This window comes from Limnohabitans sp. G3-2 (assembly GCF_002778275.1).
GTDB lineage: Bacteria > Pseudomonadota > Gammaproteobacteria > Burkholderiales > Burkholderiaceae_C > Limnohabitans_A.
In genome coordinates this window covers 261,404-286,107 of sequence record NZ_NESG01000001.1, presented here as the reverse complement: position 1 = coordinate 286,107, position 24,704 = coordinate 261,404, and the positions used below count along the sequence as shown (strand labels likewise).

At 60.3% G+C, this 24,704-nt stretch carries 20 protein-coding genes and 1 other RNA gene; 6 read left to right on the top strand and 15 right to left on the bottom strand.

From position 1 onward, the window contains the following. Nucleotide 1: 1 nt before the first annotated feature. The 4 genes from B9Z31_RS01290 to B9Z31_RS01275 form a co-directional block, all read right to left on the bottom strand. Nucleotides 2-1,012, bottom strand: a complete 1,011-nt coding sequence (locus B9Z31_RS01290; RefSeq protein WP_100117754.1) for a recombination-associated protein RdgC — start codon at nucleotides 1,010-1,012, stop codon at nucleotides 2-4. A gap of 61 nt (nucleotides 1,013-1,073) precedes the next feature. After that, nucleotides 1,074-2,384, bottom strand: coding sequence for a TRAP transporter large permease (locus tag B9Z31_RS01285; protein ID WP_100117753.1), 1,311 nt, complete (start codon nucleotides 2,382-2,384; stop codon nucleotides 1,074-1,076). Next, the gene (locus B9Z31_RS01280) at nucleotides 2,384-2,950 is read right to left on the bottom strand and encodes a TRAP transporter small permease (RefSeq protein WP_100117752.1); all 567 of its coding nucleotides are present in this window, start codon (nucleotides 2,948-2,950) and stop codon (nucleotides 2,384-2,386) included. The genes B9Z31_RS01285 and B9Z31_RS01280 overlap by 1 nt, the downstream gene beginning before the upstream one ends. 6 nt (nucleotides 2,951-2,956) lie before the next feature. Continuing rightward, nucleotides 2,957-3,934 (bottom strand): TRAP transporter substrate-binding protein, encoded by a 978-nt coding sequence (locus B9Z31_RS01275; protein ID WP_100117751.1) that lies wholly within the window; start codon nucleotides 3,932-3,934, stop codon nucleotides 2,957-2,959. A 205-nt stretch (nucleotides 3,935-4,139) separates the two neighbouring features. On the opposite strand from B9Z31_RS01275, the gene B9Z31_RS01270 reads away from it, so the two are divergent. Continuing rightward, nucleotides 4,140-4,682: a winged helix DNA-binding protein gene (locus B9Z31_RS01270; RefSeq protein WP_199174414.1), complete on the top strand. Its 543-nt coding sequence runs from the start codon at nucleotides 4,140-4,142 to the stop codon at nucleotides 4,680-4,682. Nucleotides 4,683-4,715: 33 nt separating this feature from the next. After that, nucleotides 4,716-8,378, top strand: coding sequence for a hydantoinase B/oxoprolinase family protein (locus B9Z31_RS01265; protein WP_100117750.1), 3,663 nt, complete (start codon nucleotides 4,716-4,718; stop codon nucleotides 8,376-8,378). A 36-nt stretch (nucleotides 8,379-8,414) separates the two neighbouring features. Here the strand turns inward: B9Z31_RS01265 and B9Z31_RS01260 are convergent, their stop codons facing one another. From B9Z31_RS01260 to gyrA, 10 genes are all read right to left on the bottom strand, one after another. Next, on the bottom strand, nucleotides 8,415-8,711 hold the full coding sequence (locus tag B9Z31_RS01260; RefSeq protein ID WP_100117927.1) for a DUF655 domain-containing protein: 297 nt from the start codon (nucleotides 8,709-8,711) through the stop codon (nucleotides 8,415-8,417). Nucleotides 8,712-8,831: 120 nt separating this feature from the next. Next, a complete protein-coding gene (lapB, locus tag B9Z31_RS01255; protein ID WP_100117749.1) occupies nucleotides 8,832-9,989 on the bottom strand; it encodes a lipopolysaccharide assembly protein LapB in 1,158 nt (385 codons plus the stop codon). Beyond that, nucleotides 9,979-10,266 carry a lipopolysaccharide assembly LapA domain-containing protein gene (locus B9Z31_RS01250; protein ID WP_100117748.1) on the bottom strand — a complete coding sequence of 96 codons (288 nt, stop codon included), beginning with the start codon at nucleotides 10,264-10,266 and terminating at the stop codon, nucleotides 9,979-9,981. Before B9Z31_RS01250 ends, lapB begins: the two co-directional genes overlap by 11 nt. Before the next feature lie 117 nt (nucleotides 10,267-10,383). After that, the gene (locus B9Z31_RS01245) at nucleotides 10,384-10,698 is read right to left on the bottom strand and encodes an integration host factor subunit beta (protein ID WP_100117926.1); all 315 of its coding nucleotides are present in this window, start codon (nucleotides 10,696-10,698) and stop codon (nucleotides 10,384-10,386) included. Between the two features lie 114 nt (nucleotides 10,699-10,812). Next, entirely contained in the window at nucleotides 10,813-12,492 is a 1,680-nt protein-coding gene (gene rpsA / locus B9Z31_RS01240) for a 30S ribosomal protein S1 (RefSeq protein ID WP_100117747.1), read from the bottom strand. A 216-nt stretch (nucleotides 12,493-12,708) separates the two neighbouring features. Further along, on the bottom strand, nucleotides 12,709-14,700 hold the full coding sequence (locus tag B9Z31_RS01235) for a bifunctional 3-phosphoshikimate 1-carboxyvinyltransferase/cytidylate kinase (RefSeq protein WP_100117746.1): 1,992 nt from the start codon (nucleotides 14,698-14,700) through the stop codon (nucleotides 12,709-12,711). Nucleotides 14,701-14,704: 4 nt separating this feature from the next. Beyond that, nucleotides 14,705-15,601 carry a prephenate dehydrogenase/arogenate dehydrogenase family protein gene (locus tag B9Z31_RS01230; protein WP_233200602.1) on the bottom strand — a complete coding sequence of 299 codons (897 nt, stop codon included), beginning with the start codon at nucleotides 15,599-15,601 and terminating at the stop codon, nucleotides 14,705-14,707. 7 nt (nucleotides 15,602-15,608) lie between these two features. Beyond that, nucleotides 15,609-16,709 (bottom strand): prephenate dehydratase, encoded by a 1,101-nt coding sequence (pheA, locus tag B9Z31_RS01225; protein ID WP_100117744.1) that lies wholly within the window; start codon nucleotides 16,707-16,709, stop codon nucleotides 15,609-15,611. A gap of 27 nt (nucleotides 16,710-16,736) precedes the next feature. Further along, nucleotides 16,737-17,828, bottom strand: coding sequence for a 3-phosphoserine/phosphohydroxythreonine transaminase (gene serC / locus B9Z31_RS01220; protein WP_100117743.1), 1,092 nt, complete (start codon nucleotides 17,826-17,828; stop codon nucleotides 16,737-16,739). A gap of 3 nt (nucleotides 17,829-17,831) precedes the next feature. Next, the gene (gyrA, locus tag B9Z31_RS01215) at nucleotides 17,832-20,507 is read right to left on the bottom strand and encodes a DNA gyrase subunit A (protein WP_100117742.1); all 2,676 of its coding nucleotides are present in this window, start codon (nucleotides 20,505-20,507) and stop codon (nucleotides 17,832-17,834) included. A gap of 230 nt (nucleotides 20,508-20,737) precedes the next feature. Here gyrA and ompA point away from each other — a divergent pair, with 230 nt between their 5' ends. The 4 genes from ompA to ssrA all read left to right on the top strand — a co-directional run bounded on the left by ompA (nucleotide 20,738) and on the right by ssrA (nucleotide 23,266). Then, entirely contained in the window at nucleotides 20,738-21,394 is a 657-nt protein-coding gene (gene ompA, locus B9Z31_RS01210) for an outer membrane protein OmpA (protein WP_100117741.1), read from the top strand. 92 nt (nucleotides 21,395-21,486) lie between these two features. After that, nucleotides 21,487-22,197, top strand: a complete 711-nt coding sequence (gene ubiG, locus B9Z31_RS01205) for a bifunctional 2-polyprenyl-6-hydroxyphenol methylase/3-demethylubiquinol 3-O-methyltransferase UbiG (RefSeq protein WP_100117740.1) — start codon at nucleotides 21,487-21,489, stop codon at nucleotides 22,195-22,197. A 2-nt stretch (nucleotides 22,198-22,199) separates the two neighbouring features. Continuing rightward, complete coding sequence (locus tag B9Z31_RS01200; RefSeq protein ID WP_100117739.1) at nucleotides 22,200-22,865, top strand: HAD-IA family hydrolase; 666 nt, start codon at nucleotides 22,200-22,202, stop codon at nucleotides 22,863-22,865. A gap of 12 nt (nucleotides 22,866-22,877) precedes the next feature. Further along, nucleotides 22,878-23,266: a transfer-messenger RNA gene (ssrA, locus tag B9Z31_RS01195) on the top strand. A 40-nt stretch (nucleotides 23,267-23,306) separates the two neighbouring features. On the opposite strand, the gene B9Z31_RS01190 is transcribed toward ssrA, so the two are convergent. Then, the gene (locus tag B9Z31_RS01190) at nucleotides 23,307-24,704 is read right to left on the bottom strand and encodes a HAMP domain-containing sensor histidine kinase (protein WP_100117738.1); all 1,398 of its coding nucleotides are present in this window, start codon (nucleotides 24,702-24,704) and stop codon (nucleotides 23,307-23,309) included.

Here is a 24,704-nt window from a genome sequence, read left to right as displayed (position 1 = left end):
CTTAAAACGGCGGGTCTTCGTCGCTGCCAGCAGCAGCACCCGTTGAAACCGTTGAATTCATCACGGTGCGCGTGGGGTTGGGAATGGCTTGGTCGGCTGCAGCCGCACCCAGTTCCATCTCGCCACCCAGCGCTTCGATCAGGCTGTCGATCAGCGGCCCCAATAAGCCAGTGGACAAGGCCACATCGGCGTCAAAGCGGTCTTCGTTCTTGTCGGTGCCCGACTCGTCCATCACGCCGTCGAGGTACTGCACTTTTTTCAGCTGCAGGGTCTCGGTCAGCACAAAGGCCACGCGGCCGTCCCAGCTGAGTGCCAGCTGGGTGGGCAGTTTGCCTTCCAGTACGTGTTTGCGCACGTCGTCGTTGGCCAGGTGGTGGCGGGTAAAGCGCACGCTGGCAGCGTCTTCGCCGGTGGACTTGAGCACGGTTTCGCGCTCCACGGTCAAATCAGACGGCCACTCGTCGGGTGTGGGGGCCAAGAGCCATTGCGTCATGGCCGCTTGCGGCGAAGTCACGGTTTGGATGAGCGAGACCGACAGGCCACCCATCACGTTCATCAGTGCCGACATCACTTCGTCGGCCTTGCCTTGGCTGCCTGCGTTCAGCACCAAGCGGCGGTTTTCCAGGTCCATCCACACCAGCACGGTGGACTGGCGTGCAAAGGCCTGCGGCAGCAGCGACAACAGAGCGTCGTCCATCAGGTCGCGTTTTTCTTTTTTGCCAGGTTTGCGGCCGGTGGCTGCTTCGATTTCGGCGATGCGTTCATCGACTTTGCGGCGCACCACGTTGCCGGGAACGGCCTTGGACTCGATCATGAGTTTCAGGATCCACTGCCCGCCGACCGATTCGACCAGGGGGCCATGCGCCTCGCCCCGTGGAGGCACCCAGCCAATCGATTTTTCTTGGCTGGCGCCACACTCCACAAACTGCACCGGCTCCAGCGCCGCCTGCACATCGGCCAATGAAGGGGCAAAGCCCTCGCCGATGCGGTAAACCATCACATTTTTAAACATCCGTCACTCTTTCATGCCCTTTGTAGGGCCAGCGCGGCATCTTACCGGAGTGACGCGGCTTTTATTTGGCCACGCCCATCATCATGTCGGGCAGGATGGTCACGATGGATGGGAAGACGGTGATCAAGCCAATGCCCAGGAGCAAGCACCCGAAAAAGGGCAGGGTGACCGTGGCAATGCGGTTGCTGTCGATACCGGTCATGTTTTGCAGCACAAACAGGTTGAAGCCCACGGGTGGCGTGATTTCCGCGATCTCGATCAACATGATGATGAAGATGCCGAACCAGACCAGGTCGAACCCTGCTTTTTGGATCATGGGCAGCACCACCGCGCTGGTCAGCACGATCATGGAGATGCCATCCAGCGCTGTGCCCAAAATCAGATACACCAGCACCAAAACCCCAATGAGGCCAAAGGGCGAGAGGTTCATGGCGTGCACCACCTCGGCCAACTCGCGCGGAATGCCAGTGAAGGCCATGGTCTTGGTCAGAAACGCTGCGCCTGCCAGGATGAACATGATCATGCAGCTCACGCGTGTGGCACTCACCAGGCCTTGCCAGAAATTTTGCCAAGTCAGGCTGCGTCCCGCGGCGGCAATGGCGAGCGACCCCAGCACGCCATAGGCTGCGCATTCGGTGGCGGTGGCAATGCCTGCCACCAGCACCCACACGATGAAGACAATCAGCAAGCCACAAGGAATCAAACTGCCCGAGCGTCGTATCTTTTCCATGAAGGTCGTTGGCGCTTCTGCCGGTGGCACTTTGTCGGGGTTGCGCAGGCTCCACCAAATGATGTAGCCCGAGAACAGGCCCATCAGCAAAAAGCCTGGCAAAAAGCCCGCGAGAAATAAGCGGATGACGCTGGCGTCTGCCGCCACGGCATACACCACCATGGTGATGGATGGCGGAATCAAGATGCCCAAACCGCCTGCAGCGGCCAGTGAGCCCAGCGCGATGTTGCGGTCGTAGCCGCGTTTTTCGAGTTCGGGCAGGGCCACTTTGGCAATCGTGGCGCAGGTGGCGGCCGAAGAGCCCGAAACCGAACCAAAAATCCCGCAACCCAAAATGGTGGTGTGCATCAAGCGCCCCGGCACTTTGGACAGCCAAGGCGAGAGGCCGTCGAACATCTGCTCGGACAGCTTGGTGCGGTACAAAATTTCGCCCATCCAAATGAACATGGGCAGGGCTGCAAGTTCCCAACTGGACGAGGTTTCCCAGAAAGAGGAAAACAGGTTCTTGCCGGGCAGGGTGTTGGTGAAAAACGCTTGGCCGACCCAGCCCACAATGGCCAGGGTCATGGCGATCCACACGCCGCCGCTCAGCATCAACAACATCAAAAAGAGGAGCAGGCCCCCGATTTCAAGCAGGCCCATCAAAGCTCCTCTGAAAAGTCACCACGGGCGTGTCGCTCTTCGACACGCGCCACATAACTGGGCTTGCCACCGCGGAACACGCACACGCATTCGTCGATCACCGCGATCACCAAAATGGCCGAGCCGATCACAAAGCTCATTTGCGGGATCCAGATCGGGATCGCCACCATATTGCCTGCGATGTCGTTGAACTCGTAGCTCTCCCAGGTGAAGCGCGCCGCCCAATAACCCAGGTAGCCAATGGCCACGGCAGCCACTGAGAGGGACATCAGCTCCAGCCAGCGGCGCACAGGTGCCGATACCGACTCGAGCACCAGCGTCACGCGCACAAAGTCACCGTTGCGAAAGCTGTAGGCCATGCCCAAGAACGCTGCGGCCGCACACAGCCAAGCCACGATGTCGTTGACCCAGGAGACACGCCAGTCCAGCGCACGTCCCACGGAGGCACCGATCATCAACATCAGGATGGCCAGCACGCACAGGGCGGCCAGTTGCCCCCCGAGCAGGTACAGGCCATCCAGAAAGCGACGCACCGATGAGGCACGGGGGGCGGGGCTGGTGCTCATCTGCAGTTATTTCTTGTTGTAAGCGTCCACCAGGCCTTTGCCTTCGGCGCCCGATTTCTCCAGCCACTCTTTGAGCATGGTGTCACCCACTTTCTTCATGTCGGCCTTGAGTTGCGCTGATGGCGGCGTGACCGTCATGCCATTGGCCTTGAGCGTGGCCAAGGTCGTCTCGTTGACTTTGCGCGATTCAGTCCACCCGCGTGTCTCCGCATCGGCGGCGGCCTTCATGACGGCGTCTTGCGTGGGTTTGTCGAGTGCGTCAAATGCTTTCTTGTTGGCGATCACAGCGTTCTTGGGTAACCAAGCCTGCACGTCGTAGTAGTACTTGAGGTGCTCGTACAGCTTGCTGTCCACGCCGGTGGCGCCAGACGTCATGGTGGACTCGACAACGCCCGTGGCAAGCGCCTGGGTGAATTCAGCCGCTTGGACCGTCACGGGTTGCGCGCCCACCAGTTCGGCAATGCGTGCAGTGGATGGGCTGTAAGAGCGCCACTTGATGCCTTTGAGGTCGGCTGCGCTGGCCAGCGGTTTTTTGCTGTAAATGCCCTGGGGAGGCCAGGCCACGGAATACAACAGCACCATGCCTTGTTCGGCGAGTTTCTTCTCCATCAGGGGCTTTTGCGACTTGTACAGCTTCATGCTTTCGTCGTAGCTGTCGGCCAGGAAGGGCAGGCCATCGGCCGCGTAGATGGGCCATTCGTTGCTGAAGTTGGCCAGCAAAATTTCACCCGCTTGGGCTTGACCGCCTTGCACCGCACGCTTGATTTCAGGGGCCTTGAAGAGGGAGGCGTTGGCGTGCACGGTGATTTTCAGCTTGCCCGCTGTGGCTTTGTCCACGTCGGCCGCAAACTGGGTCATGTTGACCGAGTGGAAGTTGGTGGCCGGGTAAGCGGCGGGCAGGTCCCATTTGGTTTGGGCCGACACAAAGCCGGAAACAGCGAGCAGGCCAGCCAGCAGGCTGAGGTGTAAGGCACGACGTTGCATGAAAACTCCTGTGAAAGATGGAAGTGAATGGTCCACTGGGCAGTGCAAGAAAGGTGCCCGCTTCACGCGCGCATCGGGTGCATCTGTCAGGTGACCACTGTAGGCAAGGCGGCGGCGATCCGTGCTCGGTGTTTTCCCTTAACGTCAACAAATTGTTGGCAAATTGTCGGCATCGGGCATAGACTTTCTCAACCTTCAAGCCTTGATGGATCCCATGCCGCGCAAAAATTCTTTGAGCATTTCAGCCGCCAGCCCCATTGTGTCCTCGGCCCATCTGGTCTCGCCCGACAGCGCGGAGATGAGCGAGTTCGAGTTTGGCCTGATCGTGGCGGGCAACGCCTTTCACCGCTGGATCATCCATTGCATGGCCGCCGCGGGTCTGAAAGATTTGACGCCCTTGGATGTGCTGGTGCTGCACCACGTGACGCACCGTGCGCGTGACAAGCGCCTGGCCGACATCTGTTTCATCATGAACATCGAAGACACCCATTTGGTCAATTACGCCCTGAAAAAGCTGCAAGGCCTGGGCGTGGTGGTGTCGCAAAAGAATGGCAAAGACGTGACCTATGCCGCCACCGACGAGGGCCGTGCCTATGTGCAGCGTTACCGCGAAATCCGCGAGAGCTGTTTGATCGACGCGCTCAAGGCCGACGACGGGCTGAACCGCGACATAGGCGAGTTGGCCCGATTGCTGCGTGTGCTCTCGGGCATGTACGACCAGGCGGCGCGTGCAGCCGCTTCTTTGTGAACCTGGTTTTTGAATTTCATTTTTGAGCAAGCTATGACCGAACCCCACACCCCACCCGCTGGCACAAACCGTTGGCAATTTTGGATCGACCGGGGCGGCACCTTCACCGACGTGGTGGGCAAGCGGCCCGACGGCACTTTGGTCACGCACAAACTGCTGTCTGAAAACCCCGAGCAGTACCGCGACGCGGCGGTGGCGGGCATCCGCCATTTGCTGGGCCTGAAGCCCGGTGAGCCGGTCACACCGGCGCATGTCGAGTGCGTCAAGATGGGCACCACGGTGGCGACCAATGCGCTGCTCGAGCGCAAGGGCGAAGCGACGCTGCTGGTGACCACGCAGGGTTTTGGCGATGCGCTGCGCATCGCCTACCAAAACCGCCCGCGTTTGTTTGACCGCCAGATTGTGTTGCCCGAGTTGCTCTACAGCGCGGTGCTGGAGGCGCAGGAGCGGGTGGCGGTGGACGGCGAGGTCTTGCAGCCGCTCGACGAGGTGCATTTGCGCACCCAATTGATGCATTGGCACACCCAAGGGGTGCGCTCGGTGGCGGTGGTCTTCATGCACGGCTGGCGGCACACGGCGCACGAGCAGGCTGCGGCGCGCTTGGCGCGTGAGGTGGGCTTCACCCAGATCAGCACTTCGCACCAAACCAGCCCGATGATGAAGCTGGTCAGCCGGGGTGACACCACGGTGGTGGACGCGTATTTGTCGCCCATCTTGCGCCGCTATGTCGACCAGGTGGCCCGCGAAATGCCAGGCGTGAAACTGATGTTCATGCAGTCCTCGGGCGGCTTGACTGACGCGCAGGTGTTTGCGGGCAAAGACGCGATTTTGAGCGGCCCGGCCGGCGGCATCGTGGGCATGGCGCGCACGGCCCAGCTGGCGGGGCATGACAAGGTGATTGGTTTTGACATGGGCGGCACGTCCACCGATGTGTCGCACTTTGCGGGTCAGTTCGAGCGCGAATTTGAAACCCAGGTGGCGGGTGTGCGCATGCGTGCGCCCATGATGAGCATCCACACCGTGGCGGCAGGCGGCGGCTCGCTCTTGGCCTACGACGGTGCGCGGTTCCGGGTGGGCCCGCAAAGCGCGGGGGCCAACCCCGGCCCAGCCAGCTACCGCCGGGGCGGGCCGCTGGCGGTGACCGATGCGAACGTGATGGTGGGCAAGGTGCAGCCGAAGTTTTTTCCCTCGGTGTTCGGGCCCGAGGCGAACCAGCCGCTGGACGCCGAAGTGGTGCGCGGGCATTTTGAGCAATTGGCCAAGCAAACCGCCCGCGCTGCCGAAGACGTGGCGCACGGTTTCATCCAGATCGCGGTGCAGCAGATGGCCAATGCCATCAAGAAAATTTCGGTGGCGCGGGGCTACGATGTGACGCGCTACACCTTGCAGTGCTTTGGCGGCGCGGGCGGCCAGCATGCGTGTTTGGTGGCGGATGCTTTGGGCATGTCGCAGGTGCTGGTGCACCCGCTGGCGGGCGTGCTGTCGGCCTACGGCATGGGCTTGGCCGACCAGAACGTGATGCGCGAGGAATCGATTGAGCGGCGCCTCGATGCGGCCGCCATGCCCCTGATGGCCGAGCGCTTGCAGGCTTTGGGCGAGACCACGGGCCAAGCCTTGTTGGCGCAAATGGGCGGGGACGCAGGCCATGCGGACCGCATCGAGTTGCGCCAACGCGTGCATTTGCGCTACGAAGGCACCGACTCGGCCTTGGTTGTGCCCTGGGGCGATCAGGCCCAATTGGTGGCCGGTTTTGAAGCGGCGTATCGCCAGCGCTTTGCCTTCTTGATGCAGGGCAAGGCCTTGGTGGTCGAAGCCGTGTCGGTCGAGGCCGTGCTGCCTGGCGATGCACCCGAAGAGGCTGTGCATGCGCTGAACCCCGAGCGCGAAGTGCCGCGCCGCGACACGGTGCAGGTGTACGCCGCCAATGCGCAAGGCCTGGCCCAGTGGCAGGGCGCCGCGCTCGTGGTGCGCGAAGACATGCGCCCGGGCGATGTGCTCGACGGCCCGGCCATCATTGCCGAGAAAAATGCCACCACCGTGGTGGAGCCCGGTTGGCAAGCGCGCTTGACGGCGCTGGACCATTTGTTGCTGGTGCGCGTGCAGGCGCGCGCCGTGCAGCACGCCGCAGGCACGCAGGCCGACCCGGTGCTGCTGGAGGTGTTCAACAACCTGTTCATGAACATCGCCGAGCAGATGGGGCTGCAGCTGCAAAACACCGCTTATTCGGTCAACATCAAAGAGCGGCTCGACTTTTCGTGTGCGCTGTTCAGCGCCGAAGGCCATCTGATCGCCAACGCGCCCCACATGCCCGTGCACCTGGGCTCGATGGGTGAGAGCATCCAGACCGTGATCCACGAAAACAAAGGCCGCATGCAGCCCGGCGACGTGTTTGTGCTGAACGACCCGTACCACGGCGGCACGCATTTGCCCGACATCACGGTCATCACCCCGGTGTACTTGGAAGGGCATGCAGACCCCGTTTTTTATGTGGGCTCACGCGGGCACCACGCCGATGTGGGCGGCTTGACGCCGGGCTCCATGCCGCCGTTCTCCACGCGCATCGAAGAAGAGGGCGTGCAAATCAACAACGTCAAGTTGGTCGAAGCGGGCCATCTGCGCGAGGCCGAGATGGTGGCCTTGTTGCAAAGCGGCGAATACCCTTCGCGCAACCCGGCGCAAAACATGGCCGACTTGAAAGCGCAAATTGCCGCCAACGAAAAAGGCGTGCAAGAGCTGCGCCGCATGGTGGCGCAGTTTGGCCTGGACGTGGTGCAGGCCTACATGCGCCATGTGCAGGACAACGCCGAAGAATCGGTGCGCCGCGTCATCACGCGCCTCAAAGACGGCGCGTTCACTTTCCCGCTCGACAACGGGGCGCAGATCCAGGTGGCGGTGCGTGTGAACGCGGCTGAGCGCACGGCTGAAATTGATTTCACCGGCACCAGCGCCCAGCTGTCCAACAACTTCAACGCGCCGCGTGCGGTGTGCATGGCGGCGGTGCTGTACGTGTTTCGCAGTTTGGTGGACGACGACATCCCGCTGAACGCGGGTTGCCTCAAGCCCCTGAAAGTCATCATTCCGCAGGGCTCCATGCTCAACCCCAACCCGCCCGCGTCGGTGGTGGCGGGCAATGTGGAGACCTCGACCTGCATCACCAACGCGCTGTTTGGCGCTTTGGGCGTGATGGCGGGCAGCCAGCCCACCATGAACAATTTCACCTTTGGCAATGCGCGGGTGCAGTACTACGAAACCATCTCGGGTGGCAGCGGTGCGGGTGGGCGCTTTGACGCACAAGGCCAGTTGGTCGGTGGTTTTGACGGCACCTCGGTGGTGCAAACCCACATGACCAATTCACGCCTCACAGACCCCGAGGTGCTGGAGTTCCGTTTCCCGGTGCGCCTAGAAAGTTATGCCATCCGCCAGGGATCGGGCGGCGCGGGGCGCTGGCATGGCGGCGACGGCGGTGTGCGCCGGGTGCGTTTTCTGGAGCCGATGACGGCGGGCATTTTGTCCAATGGGCGGGTCCATCCCGCGTTTGGCATGGCGGGTGGGCACAGTGGCCTGCCGGGCATCAACCGGGTGGTGCGCAGCGATGGCCGCGTCGAGGCCTTGGCGCACATCGGCCAGGTCGAGATGCAAGTGGGCGATGTGTTTGAAATCCACACACCGGGTGGCGGTGGGTTTGGCGACCGATAGACCCCCTTAGTCAAGCTCGGTGCGTTCTTTGACGGCTCAGGGTTTTTTTGCAGGGTGGCGTAGGGCTGGGGCATAGGCTTGCCCTTGAACCCGCAGGCCTTGCTCGGACAAGCTGGCCGCTTTCTTCGGTGCGATGCCTTGGACGCGCTGCATGAAGTCTGTCCAATCTCTGAAAGGCTTTTGCTGGCGCTCGTCCATGATTTGCCGGGTCAGGGTCGGGCCCAAGCCCTTGAGGCCGTCGAGCTCGATTTCACTGGCCTTGTTCAGGTCCACTTGGGGCCAGGCGGCCGAGCTCAGCAGGGCGATGGCGGTGGCAGCGATTTTTTTGAGCATCTCGGCCTCTCCTTGTGCAAGGCTGCAGACCTTGGCAGCCGCCTGCATTGTGGGCGCCGGCGTGAAGGCGCTGCAAGCGCTGGGGGCGGCGAACTTGAAACCAGTTGTTTCTTGTGCGCTTCAGAGCTCTTCGATGCGACGGGGGGGATAACTGTCCCAAGCTTGGCAACCTGGGCAATGCCAAAAGTGTTCTTTGGCTTCAAACCCACAAGCTGCACAGCGGTAACGGGCCAAGGGCCGAATGGCTTGTTCCAATGCTTTTTGGACCGCTGCGGGCAAGGCGGGTGGGCTTTGCTTGTCGCTGGACAACCACCTTGCGGCCGCCATCAATGAGGTGTGTTGAGCCAGGTGGTCCAGGTAGCGTTGGTGCGATGCCGCTTGCCCCTGTGGCGATGAGGCGGCCAGAGCAGCGATGGCATCGAGCACATCGATGCCGGGTTGTTTGTCGTAATGTCTTTGCAGCAAGGCCTGCGCCTGCTCGACCAGGTCGGCCGCCTGCGCGGCTTTGACCAGACTCGGGGCCGCCAGGGTCGCCGCCGCATCTGCGCGTTCGAACAACACCGACAAAGTGGCAAATGCCTGTGCGGCCTGTCCTTGGGACAGCTGGAGTTGACCGAGCAGAATCCGAGGCCTGGCGGCTTCAGGGGTGGTCTTGAGGGCAGTGCTCAGCAATTGCGAAGCTTTGGCCACATCGCCTTGTTGCACGGCTTCACGCGCTTGCTCGCATTGGTAATGCGCCAGCCGCATCTCGAAATTGGCTTCGCCCGACTTTTCGAGCAGTTGCGCCACTTGCATGGCCTCTGGCCATTCGCGCGACCGCTCGTAAATTCCCAGCCGCGCCAAGCGTGCCTGGCCTTCGTAAGGGGTGCCCTCCAGCTTGCGCAAGGCTTCTTCGGCGCGGTCCAGCAGACCCGCTTTCAAGAAGTCCAGTGCCAAGCCTTGTTGGGCACGCTGCCGATCGGCACTGCTCAAGTCAGCCCGTGACAACAGGTGTTCATGGACGCGCACAGCGCGGTCGTATTCACCCCGGCGGCGGAACAAATTGCCCAAAGCAAAATGCAGCTCAGACGTGTCGGGGTCGTTTTGAACGGCCTCAATGAAGGCGTCAATGGCTTGGTCTTGCTGCTCGTTGAGCAGGTAATTGAGGCCCTTGAAATAAGCCCGCGGGGCTTGACGGTTGGCGATGCGCATCTGGCGCAGATCCAGGCGCGAGGCGATCCAGCCCAGCGCGAACGCTGCGGGCAGACCCACCAAAATCCAGGTCAGGTCAAGTTCCATAGGGTTTCTCGGGCTCGGGCGTGGGCGGTGTTGGGCTTGAGGTGCTCATGCGCAGCGCTTGGCGGTGCCGCCACCAACGGGGCACCATGCCCAGAACACCCACGGCAACACCGAGGCCAAAAGCGCCAAGCACCACCAAGACGGTGGGCGCTGACCAAAAGGTGCCGAAAAAGAAATTGACACGTGTCTCTTGCTGGTTGTTCAGCGCAAAAGCAAACAGTGTGAAAAAGACGGCGGCTTTCAGTAGCCACTGAAGCAGCCGAAGCAGACGTTTCATGGAAGACCTCAGAATCTGGCTTCATTCTAACGGGCCAGTCGATGCCCTGAAGGCCCTTATCCATGGCTTTATGGCCTCATGGCTGCCCGCCTTGGCCAGCGTGGGCGGTCTAACCGGTCAGGTTTTGGGGGCGCCTGTCGCCGGGTTCGGGGTGCCCGCGTCGACGGCTTCGCGAAGGGCTTTGCCCGGTTTGAAATGGGGAACCCGTTTTTCCGGGATCTGAACGCTCTCGCCCGAGCGGGGGTTGCGGCCAACACGGGGTGGGCGGCGGTTGATGGAGAAGCTGCCAAAGCCGCGGATCTCGATGCGGTGGCCTTTGACCAAGGCGTCGCTCATGGCGTCCAGCACCGTTTTGACGGCCAGTTCGGCGTCACGGTGGGTCAGCTGTGCAAAACGTGCAGCGAGTTCTTCAACCAGGTCGGAGCGTGTCATGGGGTCACTTTGGTGTTCGTGTGTCTGGCCGGTGCCCAGCACCGGTCTGAAAAAAGCCTGCCCCCATGACAGGGGCAGGCTTTTCAGACAGCAAGCGTCTTCAGATCAACAAGATCAGTTGTTGTCCAACTTGGCACGCAACAGAGCGCCCAAGCTGGTGGTGCCAGCGTTTTCGCTCTTCGATTGTTGTGACAAGGAAGCCATGGCTTCTTGTTGGTCCACAGCGTCTTTGGCTTTGATGGACAACTGGATGTTGCGGGTCTTGCGATCCACGTTCACCACCACAGCGGTCACTTCGTCGCCGACTTTGAGCACATGGCTGGCATCTTCCACGCGGTCGCGCGAGATTTCGCTGACACGCAGGTAGCCGATGATGTCTTCGCCCAGGTCGATTTCGGCGCCCTTGGCATCCACAGTCTTGACCTTGCCGGTAACGGTTTGGCCTTTGTCGTTGATCGACACGAACGTGGTGAAAGGATCGGAGTCGAGCTGTTTGATGCCCAAGCTGATGCGCTCGCGGTCCACGTCCACAGCCAAGACCAAAGCCTCGACTTCTTGACCCTTCTTGAATTCGCGCACAGCGTTTTCGCCGGTTTCGTTCCAGGACAGGTCAGACAAGTGCACCAAACCGTCGATGCCGGCAGCCAAGCCCACGAACACGCCGAAGTCGGTGATCGATTTGATGGGGCCCTTCACGCGGTCGCCGCGCTTGGTGTTTTGAGCAAACTCTTGCCATGGGTTGGCACGGCACTGCTTCATGCCCAAGCTGATGCGGCGCTTGTCTTCGTCGATCTCGAGGACCATGACTTCGACTTCGTCGCCAAGGGCCACGATTTTGGATGGGGCCACGTTCTTGTTGGTCCAGTCCATTTCAGACACGTGCACCAAGCCTTCGATGCCGGGTTCCAGTTCCACAAACGCGCCGTAGTCGGCGATGTTGGTGATCTTGCCGAACATGCGGGTGCTTTGTGGGTAGCGGCGGTTCACACCCATCCATGGGTCGTCGCCCATTTGCTTCAGACCCAAGGACACGCGGTTTTTCTCGGTGTCGAACTTGAGGATCTTGGCGGTGATTTCTTGACCGGCCGTGACCACTTCGGAGGGGTGACGGACACGGCGCCATGCCATGTCGGTGATGTGCAGCAAGCCGTCGATACCGCCCAAATCCACGAACGCACCGTATTCGGTGATGTTCTTGACCACACCGTGAACGATGGAGCCTTCGCGCAATGTTTCCATCAGCTTGGCGCGCTCTTCGCCCATGGAGGCTTCCACCACAGCGCGGCGGCTCAACACCACGTTGTTGCGCTTGCGGTCGAGTTTGATGACCTTGAATTCCAGGGTCTTGTTCTCATAGGGAGACAGGTCTTTGGTAGGACGTGTGTCGACCAAAGAGCCAGGCAAGAAAGCACGGATGCCGTTGACCAACACGGTCAGGCCACCCTTGACTTTGCCGCTGGTCACGCCAGTGACGAACTCGCCAGATTCCAGGGCTTTTTCCAGGGACATCCACGAAGCCAGACGCTTGGCGGTGTCGCGCGACAAGATGGTGTCGCCGTAGCCGTTTTCGATGGAGCCGATGGCCACCGAGACAAAGTCGCCGACCTGGACTTCGACTTCACCCTGGTCGTTCTTGAACTCTTCGAGGGGCACGTAGGACTCGGACTTGAGGCCAGCGTTGACCACAACGAAGTTGTGCTCGATGCGCACGACTTCAGCGGTGATGACTTCACCTGGGCGCATTTCGGTGCGCGTCAGTGATTCTTCGAATAGGGCGGCAAATGATTCAGACATGGTGTTTCCTCATCCACAAGTTCAGGACTGACGAGCGCGACATGCGTCGTTTCCAGGAGCTGACAGTGGCGATTGGTTTGCGGCGTGAGCCGCGGTTGGTTTTAAAAAACCACCTGGCCAGTGTGCAAGCTGCACGATGAGAGCCGGGTGGAACTTCAGTTCAGCCCACACAGGGTGGGCTGGGGTGGCCGTTTGAGCTTGGCTAACTTGCGTTGATCAAGCAAAAACCTGCCGGCTTTGCCACCAGACCATCACCTGATCCACCGAGGCTTCGATGGTCAAGGACGAGTTGTCCAGTTGCAAGGCATCTTGTGCGGGCTTGAGGGGCGCCACGCTGCGGGACATGTCCCGTGCGTCGCGTGCTTCCAAGTCGGCGCGAAGAGAGTCGATATTAGCCGAAAAACCCTTCAAAATCAATTGCTTATGCCGTCTTTCAGCGCGTTTGGCGGCGCTGGCGGTCAAAAAAACCTTCAAAGGGGCCTTCGGGAAGATCACCGTGCCCATGTCTCGGCCGTCGGCCAGCAGCCCCGGCAGGCGCTGAAAACTGTGTTGGAGGTCGACCAAAGCATCTCGCACGGCGGGCAATACCGACACCTTGGATGCGTTCATACCGCCTTGCTCACTGCGGATCGCATCGGTCACATCCACATTGTTCAGCAGCACCTGCTCGCCTTCAAAGCGCACAGGCAGGTGGCGGGCCAGCTGGGCGATGTCGGCTTCGTCGGCGGCTTCGAGCGTGAGCCCGGCTTGCAAAGCGGCATGGGCGGTCACGCGGTAGAGCGCGCCCGAGTCCAGGTAGTGGTAACCCAGCTGCGCGGCCACGCGGCTGGCCAGGGTGCCTTTGCCAGAAGCGGTGGGGCCGTCGATGCACAGGACCGGGATGTTGGCGGCTGCCGTGTGCGCCACCGAGAACAGGGCCTCGAAGTAGTCCGGAAAGGTCTTGGCAACGCACTTGGGGTCTTCGATGCGCACTGGGACTTGGTCGGCATTGAAGGCCGCCAGCGAGAAGCACATGGCCACGCGGTGGTCGTCGTAGGTGTGGATGCTGGCGCGTTGCCATTTGCCAGCTGGCAGGGGGTGGATGGTGATCCAGTCCGGTCCTTCTTCGACGGTGGCACCCAGCTTGCGGCTTTCGGTGGCCATGGCCACGATGCGGTCGGTTTCCTTCACGCGCCAGCTGGCGATGTTGCGCAGCGTGGTCGGGCCGTCGGCATACAGCGCCATCACGGCCAAGGTCATGGCGGCGTCGGGGATGTGGTTGCAGTCGAGCGTGATGCCTTTGAGTGGCCAGGCACCGCGCTGGATTTCGAGCCAGTTGGGTCCGCTGCTGATTTGGGCGCCCATCTGCGCGGCGGCGTCCATGAAGCGGATGTCGCCCTGGATCGAGTCGGCGCCCACGCCCTGGATGCGGATGCCGTGGCCTTTGGCCATGGCGCCGAGCGCGATGAAGTAGCTGGCCGAAGACGCATCGGCTTCGACGTGGATCGTGCCCGGCGACTGGTAGCGGCTGCCCGCCGGGATGACAAAGCGTTCCCAGCCGTGGCGTTGCACAGCGATGCCGTAGCGCGCCAGGAGGTTGAGGGTGATTTCGATGTAGGGCTTGCTGATGAGCTCGCCCACCACCTCGATGGTGATGGCGCGTTCCTGGGCCGCAAGCGGCAAGGCCATCAGCAGCGCCGTGAGGAACTGGCTGGACACATCGCCTCGCACGGGGATGGATTTGTCCAGCTGCAGCGCAGGCTGGCGCACGCGCAGCGGCGGGTAGCCCTCGTTGCCCAGGTAGTCGATGGCGCAACCCAACTCGCGCAGCGCGTCCACCAGGTCGCCGATGGGGCGCTCGTGCATGCGGGGCACGCCTTTGAGCGTGAAGTCACCGCCTTGCACCGCCAGTGCGGCGGTGAGCGGGCGCATGGCCGTGCCGGCATTGCCCATGAAAAATTCAATCGCCTCGGTGGGCCAGGCGCGGCCGCCCAAGCCCGTGATGGTCACCGTGGTGCCTTGCACCTCGACACCACAGCCCAGTTGGCGCAGCGCGGCCAGCATCACGCGGGTGTCGTCCGAGTCCAGCAGGTCGTGGACCACGGTGGTGCCTTGGCACAGTGCCGACAGCAGCAGCACGCGGTTGGAGATGCTTTTGGAGCCGGGCAGGGTGACGGTGCCGGACGCGCCTTGCAGCGCAGGGAGGTCGAGGAAGGCGGTGGAGAACATGGGGTCAGTCTTCAGAGGCGGTGTTGCAAGCGTTGCCCGCTTGCAGCGTCCAAGCCGAGCGCACTCTGCTGGCTTGTTGAATCAGTTGGTGCAGCGCGGCGGTATCGCCTTGCTGCAAGGCGTTTTCAAATTGCGCCAGCGCCGCACGAAAGTGGGCCATTTGCGTGAGCACTTCGGCGTGGTTGGCATTCAAAATATCGCGCCAGACCGAGGCATCCGAAGCGGCGATGCGGGAAAAGTCTCGAAAGCCGGGGCCCGCCATCTCCAAAAACGCAGCGCCTTGTGCTTGAGCCGAGAGTGCATTGACGGCCGCAAAGGCCAAGAGGTGAGGCAGGTGGCTGACCGCCGCAAAGGTGGCGTCATGCGCCTCGGGTGTCATGTGGCTCACATGGCTGCCAACGGCGGTCCAGACCTCGCTGGCTGTTTGGATCTGGCGGATGCTGTTTTGCGGCAAGGGCGTGAGGATGGTGCGTCTGTCTTGGTAAAGCGTGCCCTCGGCGTGCTCGATGCCGGCCACCTCTTTGCCCGCAATCGGGTGGGCGGGCACAAAGCCATTCAAGCGATCACCCAAAGCGGCCTGCGCCGCAGCGATCACATCACACTTGGTGGAACCCACGTCCATCAACAAGGCCTTGGGTGACAGGGTGTCGCGCAAAGCGGCAAAACTGCTGTGCATCGCCCCCACGGGCACGGCCAGCAAGACCAAATCGGCGCCTTGCACCGCTTCGGCCACGCTGGCGCAGGCTTGGTCGATGACACCCAGCGCCAGGGCGCGTTGGCGTGTTTTGTCGGAGGCGCTGAAGCCGGTGATGTGCTGCACCAAGCCCGCTTGGCGCAGCGCAAGCGCAAACGAGCCGCCCATCAGGCCGCAGCCAATCAGGGCCAGGCGTTCGAATTTCACCGCGCACTCATTCCGGCACGGGGTAGGAACCCAGCACCTTGTAGAACGCGCACAGGCCTTGCAACTCTTGCAGGGCCGCAGCCACATGCGGCTCGCTGATGTGACCTTGCAGGTCGATGTAGAAGTAGTACTCCCACTGGCCCGATTTGGCCGGGCGTGACTCAAAACGCGTCATGGACACGCCGTTGTTTTTGAGGGGCACCAACAAGTCGTGCACGGCACCAGGGCGGTTGGGCACCGACACCACCAAGCTGGTGCAGTCCGTGCCTGAAGCCGGCGGTGTGGCCAGGGTTTGGGGCAAAGTGATGACAGCAAACCGGGTGCGGTTGAAGGCTTCGTCTTGGATGGCGTGGTGCACGATGTGCAGGCCAAACTGGCTGGCTGCGCGCTCGCTGGCCAAAGCCGCCCAAGCCGGGTTGGTGGCCGCCAGGCGTGCGCCTTCTGCGTTGCTCGACACGGCGCGGCGCTCCACATGCGGCAGGTGCTTGGACAGCCAGCCCTGGCACTGGGCCAGCGCTTGGGGGTGGGCCATCACCACCTCGATGCCCGCGTCTGAATTGAGTTGGCGCAGCAAATGGAAGCGCACCTGCAGGCTGACTTCGCCCACCACGTGCACGGGCGAGCGCAAGAACAAATCGAGCGATCGGGCCACCACGCCCTCGGTGGAGTTTTCCATGCCAACCACGCCATATTGGGCGGTGCCTGCGGCCGTGGCATGGAAGACTTCGTCGAAGTTGGCGCAGTAAATCAGGTTGGCAGCGCTGCCAAAGAATTCGATGGCCGCTTGTTCGCAAAACGTGCCTTGTGGCCCGAGAACGGCCACGCGTTGCGGGGCTTCGAGCGCCAGGCAAGCCGACATGATCTCACGCCAAATGGAGGCGACGTGTTCGTTTTTCAGCGGGCCAGGGTTGGCCTGGGTGATTTTGTCGATGACTTGGGCGACGCGGTCGGGGCGAAAGAAGGGCGAGCCTTCGGCGCGTTTGATTTCGCCGACTTTTTCGGCCACATGGGCACGCTGGTTCAGCAGGCTGAGCAGCTGCTTGTCCAGTGCGTCAATTTGCACACGCAAAGCGCCCAAGGCATCCGACTGAATGGGTTGTTGGCTCATGTCCGCAAGTCTTTCAGAGGGCCAGGTTCAGGCCTGTGTTTTTTCAAATTCGCGCATGAAGGCCACCAAGGCCTGTACGCCTTCCAGCGGCATGGCGTTGTAAATGCTCGCCCGCATCCCCCCCACCGATTTGTGGCCCTTGAGTTGCAGCAAATTGGCGGCTTTGGCGCTGGCCAAAAAAGCCTCGTTGCGAGACTCGTCACGCAAGAAGAAAGGCACGTTCATGCGCGATCGGCAGTCTTTGGCGACACGGTTTTCGAACAGGCTGGAGCTGTCGAGAAAGTCGTAGAGCAGCTGTGCCTTGGCGATGTTGCGTTGTTCCATGGCGGTGATGCCGCCATGTTTTTTGAGCCACTGGAATACCAACCCAGCGATGTAAATGCTGTAGGTCGGGGGGGTGTTGTACATCGACTGGTTGTCAGCCACCAGTTTGTAATCAAAGGCGCTGGGGCAATGGGGCAGGGCGTGGCCGATCAGGTCTTCACGCACGATGACCAAGGTGAGGCCCGCAGGCCCCAAGTTCTTTTGCGCACCACCAAAAGCCAGGCCCACACGCGCCCAGTCCACCGGGCGGGAGGCCACGTGCGATGAAAAATCCACCACGAGCGGGGCGTCGCAGCCCAAAGCCTTGAGGTCTGGCAATTCATGGAATTCCACACCGTGGATGGTTTCGTTGCCGCAGATGTGCACGTAGCGGCTGTCAGCACCAATTTGCCAAGTGGCTGGCGCGGGCAAGGTCGTGAAGCCGTCGGCTTGCGTCGAGGCGGCCACGCGGGCTTGTCCGTACTTGCCCGCTTCTTTGAGCGACTTTTGGCTCCAGCTGCCTGTCAGCACAAAGTCCATGGCCCCACCCTGCGACAGGTTCAAGGGCACGATGGCGTTTTCGGCCAGGCCACCGCCTTGCATGAACAAAATTTTGAAGTGCGCGGGCACCGCCAGCAGCTCACGCAAGTCAGATTCGGCCTGCTCATAGATGCTGATGAACTCCTTGCCGCGGTGGCTCATCTCCATCACGCTCATCCCCGAGCCGTGCCAGTCCAGCATCTCGCAGGCGGCTTGCTGCAACACAGCCTCGGGCATGACGGCGGGACCCGCCGAGAAGTTGAAAGCGCGGCCCATCACTTATTCGGCAGCAGGCGCGCCGTCATCCGTCGGAGCATCCAAATCGCCCTCGGCACCATTGGCATCGTTTTCAACGATGCGTTGCAGGCCCGACAGCTTGGCACCCTCGTCCAGGCCAATCAAAGTCACGCCTTGTGTGGCACGGCCCAGCTCGCGGATTTCGGACACGCGGGTGCGCACCAGAACGCCCGTGTCGGTGATGAGCATGATCTCGTCATCGGCGTGGACCAAGGTGGCGGCCACCACTTTGCCGTTGCGCTCGGACTGCTGGATGGCGATCATGCCCTTGGTGCCACGGCCATGGCGGGTGTATTCGGCAATGCTGGTGCGTTTGCCGTAGCCGTTTTCCGTCGCGGTCAGCACGCTGGCACGGGCTTTGGCCTCGTCGGCTGGGGCCTCTGGGTTTTCTTGCTCAGACACCAGCATGGCGATCACACTTTGGTGGTCTTCGATCATCATGCCGCGCACGCCCCGTGCGCTGCGGCCCAGTGGGCGCACATCGTTTTCGTCAAAGCGCACCGCCTTGCCGCCGTCGCTGAACAGCATCACGTCGTGCTGGCCATCGGTGAGCGCTGCACCGATCAAAAAGTCGCCTTCGTCCAGGTTGACGGCAATGATGCCGCCCTTGCGCGGGTTGCTGAATTCGTCCAGCGAAGTCTTTTTGACCGTGCCCATGGAGGTGGCCATGAAGACATATTGGTTTTCAGGGAAGGTGCGCGCCTCGCCCGTCAAGGCCAGCACCACGTTGATCTTTTCGCCTTCTTGCAGCGGGAACATGTTGACGATGGGGCGGCCGCGTGAGCCGCGTGAACCCGCTGGCACTTCCCAGACTTTGAGCCAATACAAACGGCCCCGGTTGGAGAAGCACAGCAAATAGTCGTGCGTGTTGGCGATGAAGAGCTGGTCGATCCAGTCGTCCTCTTTGGTGACCGCCGCTTGTTTGCCCCGGCCGCCGCGCTTTTGAGAGCGGTATTCGGACAAAGGCTGGCTCTTGATGTAGCCGCTGTGTGAAAGCGTCACCACCATGTCGGTGGGGGTGATCAGGTCTTCGGTAGACAGGTCTTGGGCGCTGTGCTCGATCTCGCTGCGGCGTGCGCCAATCTTGGTCTGACCGAATTCTTGGCGCACAGTGCCCAGCTCGTCGCCAATGATGGTCGACACGCGCTCAGGCTTGGCCAAGATGTCCAGCAGGTCTTCGATTTCGGACATCACCTCTTTGTACTCGGCGACGATTTTGTCTTGCTCCAGGCCGGTCAGGCGCTGCAGACGCATTTGCAAAATCTCTTGCGCTTGGGTCTCAGACAGGCGGTAGAGGCCGTCTTGGCCCAAGCCGTATTCACGCTCCAGACCTTCTGGGCGGTAGTCATCGGCGTTGACCACCGAGCCGTCATCGCGAGCGCGGGTCAGCATGGTGCGCACCATCTGGCTGTCCCAAGCGCGTGTCATCAACTCGGCTTTGGCCACGGGCGGCGTAGGCGCCCCACGGATGATGGCGATGAAGTCGTCGATGTTGGCCAAAGCCACGGCCAAGCCTTCCAGCACATGGCCACGGTCGCGCGCTTTGCGCAGCTCGAACACCGTGCGGCGCGTCACCACTTCGCGGCGGTGCTGCAAGAAGACTTGGATCAGGTCCTTCAGGTTGCACAACTTGGGCTGACCGTCGATCAGGGCCACCATGTTCATGCCAAAGGTGTCTTGCAGCTGGGTTTGCTTGTAGAGGTTGTTCAGCACCACTTCGGGCACCGCACCGCGCTTGAGCTCGATCACCAAGCGCATGCCCGACTTGTCGGATTCGTCCTGAATGTGGCTGATGTCTTCGATTTTTTTCTCATGCACCAACTCGGCCATGCGCTCTTGCAAGGTCTTTTTGTTGACCTGGTAGGGCAGCTCGTCGACCACGATGCATTGGCGCTGGCCTTTGTCGATGTCTTCAAAATGGCACTTGGCCCGCATGACCACACGGCCGCGGCCTGTGCGGTAGCCGTCTTTGACGCCTGTCATGCCATAAATGATGGCGCCTGTCGGAAAGTCGGGCGCGGGCACGATCTCCATCAACTCGTCGATGGATGCTTCGGGATGGCGCAGCAAATGCAGGCAAGCGTCCACCACTTCGTTCAGGTTGTGCGGCGGGATGTTCGTGGCCATACCGACCGCGATACCGCCCGAGCCATTGATCAGCAGGTTGGGCAGGCGCGAGGGCAACACCAGCGGCTCTTTTTCGGAGCCGTCGTAGTTGGGGCCGAAATCGACGGTTTCCTTGTCGATGTCGCCCAACATCTCATGGGCGATCTTGGCCAGGCGGATTTCGGTGTAGCGCATCGCCGCTGCGTTGTCGCCATCGACCGAACCGAAGTTGCCCTGGCCATCCACCAACATGTGGCGCATGGAGAAGTCTTGCGCCATGCGCACGATGGTGTCGTACACCGACTGGTCGCCGTGCGGGTGGTATTTACCGATCACGTCACCCACGATACGGGCCGACTTCTTGTAGGGGCGGTTCCAGTCGTTGTTCAGCTCGTGCATGGCAAACAAGACCCGGCGGTGCACAGGCTTGAGGCCGTCACGCGCATCGGGCAGGGCCCGGCCAACAATCACGCTCATGGCGTAATCGAGGTAGCTGCGCCGCATTTCCTCTTCCAGACTGATGGGCAGTGTTTCTTTGGCGAACTGTGTCATATATAGAAGGAAGCAATGGGCACTTTAAAACATGCATTTTAGGTGCAAGAGGGTGTCGCGTATATGCAACATTTGTCATTCATCCAGGGTTTGGCTGTCGCGTGTGTACGCCGTTTAACGAATGCGTTTCGGGTCTATGGCACAATAAAACCCAACGGATCAGGTGAAGGTCATCTGAAACGTCATTTTTTCGCAGCGAGTCTGCGGCTTTATCTCTCTAGAGGAAGACCATGAACAAATTCAACAAAGTAGCGATGTTGATTGCCTCCGCAGCTCTCGCAACAGCCGCCGGTGCTCAATCTGTTGACAACTGGCGCAACGCTTCCGGCGACGCTTGGAAAAACGGCACCCAAGAATTGTGCTGGCGCGATGCCAACTGGACGCCTGCCACGGCAGCGTCTGGTTGCGATGGCGCCATCGTGGCTCCTAAAGCTGCTCCAGCTCCAGCTGCACCAGCACCCAAAGCGGCACCTGCACCTGCTGCACCAGCCCCTAAAGCTGCTGCGCCTGCACTGCCTCCAGCAGCTGCCACCAAAGTGACTTACGCTGCAGACGCTTTCTTTGACTTCGATAAATCCGTGTTGAAGGCCGAAGGCAAAGCCAAGCTGGACGATCTGGTGGGCAAGGTCAAGGGCATCAACTTGGAAGTCATCATCGCTGTGGGTCACACCGACTCCGTGGGCGCTGATGCTTACAACCAGAAGCTGTCGGTCAAGCGTTCCGACGCTGTCAAGGCCTATTTGGTGTCCAAGGGCATCGAAAAGAACCGCGTTTACACCGAAGGCAAAGGCGAGAAGCAGCCAGTTGCTGACAACAAGACCGCTGCTGGCCGTTCCAAGAACCGCCGCGTGGAAATCGAAGTGGTGGGCACACGCGCCAACAAGTAATCCTCTCAAGGATGAGCCAAAAGCCCCAGCAATGGGGCTTTTTTTCGCCTGTCGTTCATGCTGGAAGGCCTGTTCGCTGACAATCAGACACCATGAGCACCACCCATTCCAATGTCGATCCGGCCGAGCTGGCCAAATTCTCCGATCTGGCCCACCGCTGGTGGGATCCGGAGAGTGAATTCCGTCCCCTGCACCAGATCAACCCACTGCGCCTAGAGTGGATCAACGCACTCGTGCCCTTGACGGGCTTGAACGTGGTGGACATTGGTTGCGGCGGCGGCATTCTGGCCGACGCCATGGCACGCAAAGGCGCCAAAGTGCTGGGCGCAGACCTGGCCACCAAGTCGCTCAAAGTGGCCCAGTTGCATGCGCTCGAAGCGGGCACACAAGGGGTTCAGTACCGCGAAGTCAGCGCCGAGGCCCTGGCCGCTGAGCAGCCCGCGCAGTTCGATGTGGTCACCTGCATGGAAATGCTCGAACACGTGCCCGACCCCGCATCGGTGGTCAAAGCCTGTGCCCAACTCGTCAAGCCCGGCGGTTGGGTCTTCTTTTCCACGCTCAATCGCAACCCCAAGTCTTTTCTGTTTGCCATTGTGGGGGCCGAATACATCCTGAAATTGTTGCCCAAAGGCACCCATGAATTTGCCCGCCTGATCAAGCCGAGCGAGTTGACCACCTGGGCGCGCGATGCCGGGCTGGATGCTCAAGGCTTCAAAGGCATGGAGTACAACCCCTTCACCAAACGCTATTGGCTCAGCCAAGACACCAGTGTGAATTACTTGCTGGCCTGCCGGAAAGCCTGACCATGTTCAAAGACATCCAAGCCGTTCTGTTTGACCTGGACGGCACCTTGATCGACAGCGCCCCGGATTTGGGTGCGGCGGTCGACAAAATGCGTGTGGACCGTGGCTTGTCCTCTTTCCCACTGGAGCATTACCGCCACATGGCCGGTGCGGGGGCCCGAGGCATGCTCGGCATCGCTTTCGACATGACGCCCGAGCACCCCGAGTTTGAGGCGATGAAAGAAGAGTTTTTCGTCAACTACGAAAACTGCATGACCGAGCGCACCCGAATTTTTGACGGGGTGGTCGAGATGATTGCGGCGCTGGTTGAGCAAGGCCTGCCTTGGGGCGTGGTGACCAACAAGTCGAGCCGATTCACCGACCCGCTGACCGCCGCCATGCCCTTGTTCTCTTCGGCGGGTGCCGTTGTCAGTGGCAACACCACGCCACACGCCAAGCCGCACCCTGAGCCCTTGTTCGAAGCGGCGCGCCGTTTGTCGGTCGATCCGGCCCGATGCGTGTATGTGGGTGACGACGAGCGCGACATCGTGGCCGGATTGGCCGCGGGCATGGGCACCGTGGCCGCCACCTACGGTTATTTGGGTCAACAGGCCGATATTTCGCGCTGGAATGCCCATTTGCACATTGATTCGCCCATGGCGCTCTTGAAGTTCCTGAACAAGGCCTAAAATAGGCATTGAGGGGCTGCACTGGTTTCGACATGGGTTCGGACGCGTGGCAGGGCATGTCGAGGTTCTGATCCTCGTAAAACTTCGGAAAAAAAACTAACTGCAAACGACGAACGTTTCGCACTCGCCGCTTAATCCGGTGAGCCTTGCAACAGTTGGCCGATAGGCTGGGTCAGGGTGATGAGGGGGTTAAACCCCTCAAAGTCCTGGCTGCAAGGTAAAACATATGGGCTGGCATCACCTCGGGTACCTTGAGGTGGTGTGAGAAAAAAGGGTACTGGCTGGGTGTTCAGCGTGTCGCTGCGCGGTTCATTTGGCGAGACTCAAATCAGACGACTACACATGTAGAACTGTACGAAAAAGACTTATGGACGGGGGTTCAAATCCCCCCAGCTCCACCAAACCTGAAAAGGCCAACCGTCACCGGTTGGCCTTTTTTCTTTAAGCCAAAGTGGGCAATGAAAGTGTCATGCGAACACGGTCACCGCTGATGTCGATGGTGATGAACCCGCCGTGCACTTTGGCAATTTCTTGGCACAAGCTAAGTCCCAAGCCATAGCCCACAATGCCTTTTGACAGTGAATGAGGTCCCCTGTAGAAACGGTCAAAAGCCCGTTCTGAAAATTCAGCGGGGATATCTTCGCAGGGGTTTTCGAAGGACAGTAAAAGAGCACCTGCTTGCTGTTGGAGGGTGATGCGCAGCCAACCATTGTCGATGTTGTAATTGACGGCATTCGTGTAAAGGTTTTGCATCAACTGCAGCAAGAGTTGGCGATCGCCTTGGCAACTGAGCCCGGATTCAATGTCCGTTTTGACTTCGGTGAGTTCGTCAAAAGAGTGCGCATCCTGCGCCCAATGCCAAACCAGTTGACTGAGGTCCAACCGTTCCAATTGGACCTTGATGCTGTTGGCATCTGCTTGCGAGAGCAACAACAACTTGCCAGAGATATCGATCAAGCGGTCGACTTGATCTGCAATCACGCGCATTCGAATTTGGGTATCAGAGCCCGTGGGCAGCTCTGTGATCATTTCTTCGGCATGGCCTCTCAAAATCGTCAAAGGCGTGCGCAACTCATGCGATGCGTCAGACGCGAAGCGGCGAGCTTTGGTGAAACTTTTTTGCAGCCTTTGGCGAAGTTCGTCGAAAATTTTCAAGAAGTCATCGAACTCGTAAAAAGGGCTTTTCAATTCGGTCGCGCGATCCAGGTTCTGTGACTCCATGGCGTTCAGCGTATTTTTGATGGATTGGACCGGTTTGAATAAAAGCCGGGTGACGTAAAAGGTCAGCAATCCCAGGCTCAAAAAAATGAAGGGCAGCGTGAATATCAAATTGCGGTCGCGCAGCCGCCAAATTTTTCCCTGCAAATCCGATGCGGCAGAGGCAGGCAGCATCAGGGCATAGGCGTGCTCGTCGTCGTTTCTGCGGGCCACATACCAAGGTTCATTGTCCTGGCCCACGATCCCAAGTCGCCCATGGGGAACATCTGTGGGGACCGACAGCTCGGTGTCCGCCAGCTTTTGACAAACGCCGACGGCCAAAGAGGCTGCAGTGGTGTGGGTATTGCAAAGGACGTATTCGTTGTTCAAAAGCCTTGAAACATTGTGCGCGGCATTGTTGAAGGTGCAATGCAAAAACGCTTCTTCGTTGTTCGCCAAATAACCGCAGCCCACAATGTCGTTGACCAAATTGGTTTGTATTTGCTGGTTCAGTTGGTCTTTTAAAAAATACTGACTGACTTGCCTGTTGATGAAAATGATGAAGGCGGCTGCCAAGAAAACATGGACAAAAATATAAACTTTGAACGATTTCTTGATGTTCTTTTGGAGAAGAGTCAGCAT

What these genes read in the sequence shown, in the direction of transcription:
- B9Z31_RS01290 (WP_100117754.1), bottom strand. Translation starts at nt 1,012, where the DNA reads ATGTTTAAAAATGTGATGGTTTACCGCATCGGCGAGGGCTTTGCCCCT.
- B9Z31_RS01285 (WP_100117753.1), bottom strand. Translation starts at nt 2,384, where the DNA reads ATGGGCCTGCTTGAAATCGGGGGCCTGCTCCTCTTTTTGATGTTGTTG.
- B9Z31_RS01280 (WP_100117752.1), bottom strand. Translation starts at nt 2,950, where the DNA reads ATGAGCACCAGCCCCGCCCCCCGTGCCTCATCGGTGCGTCGCTTTCTG.
- B9Z31_RS01275 (WP_100117751.1), bottom strand. Translation starts at nt 3,934, where the DNA reads ATGCAACGTCGTGCCTTACACCTCAGCCTGCTGGCTGGCCTGCTCGCT.
- B9Z31_RS01270 (WP_199174414.1), top strand. Translation starts at nt 4,140, where the DNA reads ATGGATCCCATGCCGCGCAAAAATTCTTTGAGCATTTCAGCCGCCAGC.
- B9Z31_RS01265 (WP_100117750.1), top strand. Translation starts at nt 4,716, where the DNA reads ATGACCGAACCCCACACCCCACCCGCTGGCACAAACCGTTGGCAATTT.
- B9Z31_RS01260 (WP_100117927.1), bottom strand. Translation starts at nt 8,711, where the DNA reads ATGCTCAAAAAAATCGCTGCCACCGCCATCGCCCTGCTGAGCTCGGCC.
- lapB (WP_100117749.1), bottom strand. Translation starts at nt 9,989, where the DNA reads ATGGAACTTGACCTGACCTGGATTTTGGTGGGTCTGCCCGCAGCGTTC.
- B9Z31_RS01250 (WP_100117748.1), bottom strand. Translation starts at nt 10,266, where the DNA reads ATGAAACGTCTGCTTCGGCTGCTTCAGTGGCTACTGAAAGCCGCCGTC.
- B9Z31_RS01245 (WP_100117926.1), bottom strand. Translation starts at nt 10,698, where the DNA reads ATGACACGCTCCGACCTGGTTGAAGAACTCGCTGCACGTTTTGCACAG.
- rpsA (WP_100117747.1), bottom strand. Translation starts at nt 12,492, where the DNA reads ATGTCTGAATCATTTGCCGCCCTATTCGAAGAATCACTGACGCGCACC.
- B9Z31_RS01235 (WP_100117746.1), bottom strand. Translation starts at nt 14,700, where the DNA reads ATGTTCTCCACCGCCTTCCTCGACCTCCCTGCGCTGCAAGGCGCGTCC.
- pheA (WP_100117744.1), bottom strand. Translation starts at nt 16,709, where the DNA reads ATGAGCCAACAACCCATTCAGTCGGATGCCTTGGGCGCTTTGCGTGTG.
- serC (WP_100117743.1), bottom strand. Translation starts at nt 17,828, where the DNA reads ATGGGCCGCGCTTTCAACTTCTCGGCGGGTCCCGCCGTCATGCCCGAG.
- gyrA (WP_100117742.1), bottom strand. Translation starts at nt 20,507, where the DNA reads ATGACACAGTTCGCCAAAGAAACACTGCCCATCAGTCTGGAAGAGGAA.
- ompA (WP_100117741.1), top strand. Translation starts at nt 20,738, where the DNA reads ATGAACAAATTCAACAAAGTAGCGATGTTGATTGCCTCCGCAGCTCTC.
- ubiG (WP_100117740.1), top strand. Translation starts at nt 21,487, where the DNA reads ATGAGCACCACCCATTCCAATGTCGATCCGGCCGAGCTGGCCAAATTC.
- B9Z31_RS01200 (WP_100117739.1), top strand. Translation starts at nt 22,200, where the DNA reads ATGTTCAAAGACATCCAAGCCGTTCTGTTTGACCTGGACGGCACCTTG.
- B9Z31_RS01190 (WP_100117738.1), bottom strand. Translation starts at nt 24,704, where the DNA reads ATGCTGACTCTTCTCCAAAAGAACATCAAGAAATCGTTCAAAGTTTAT.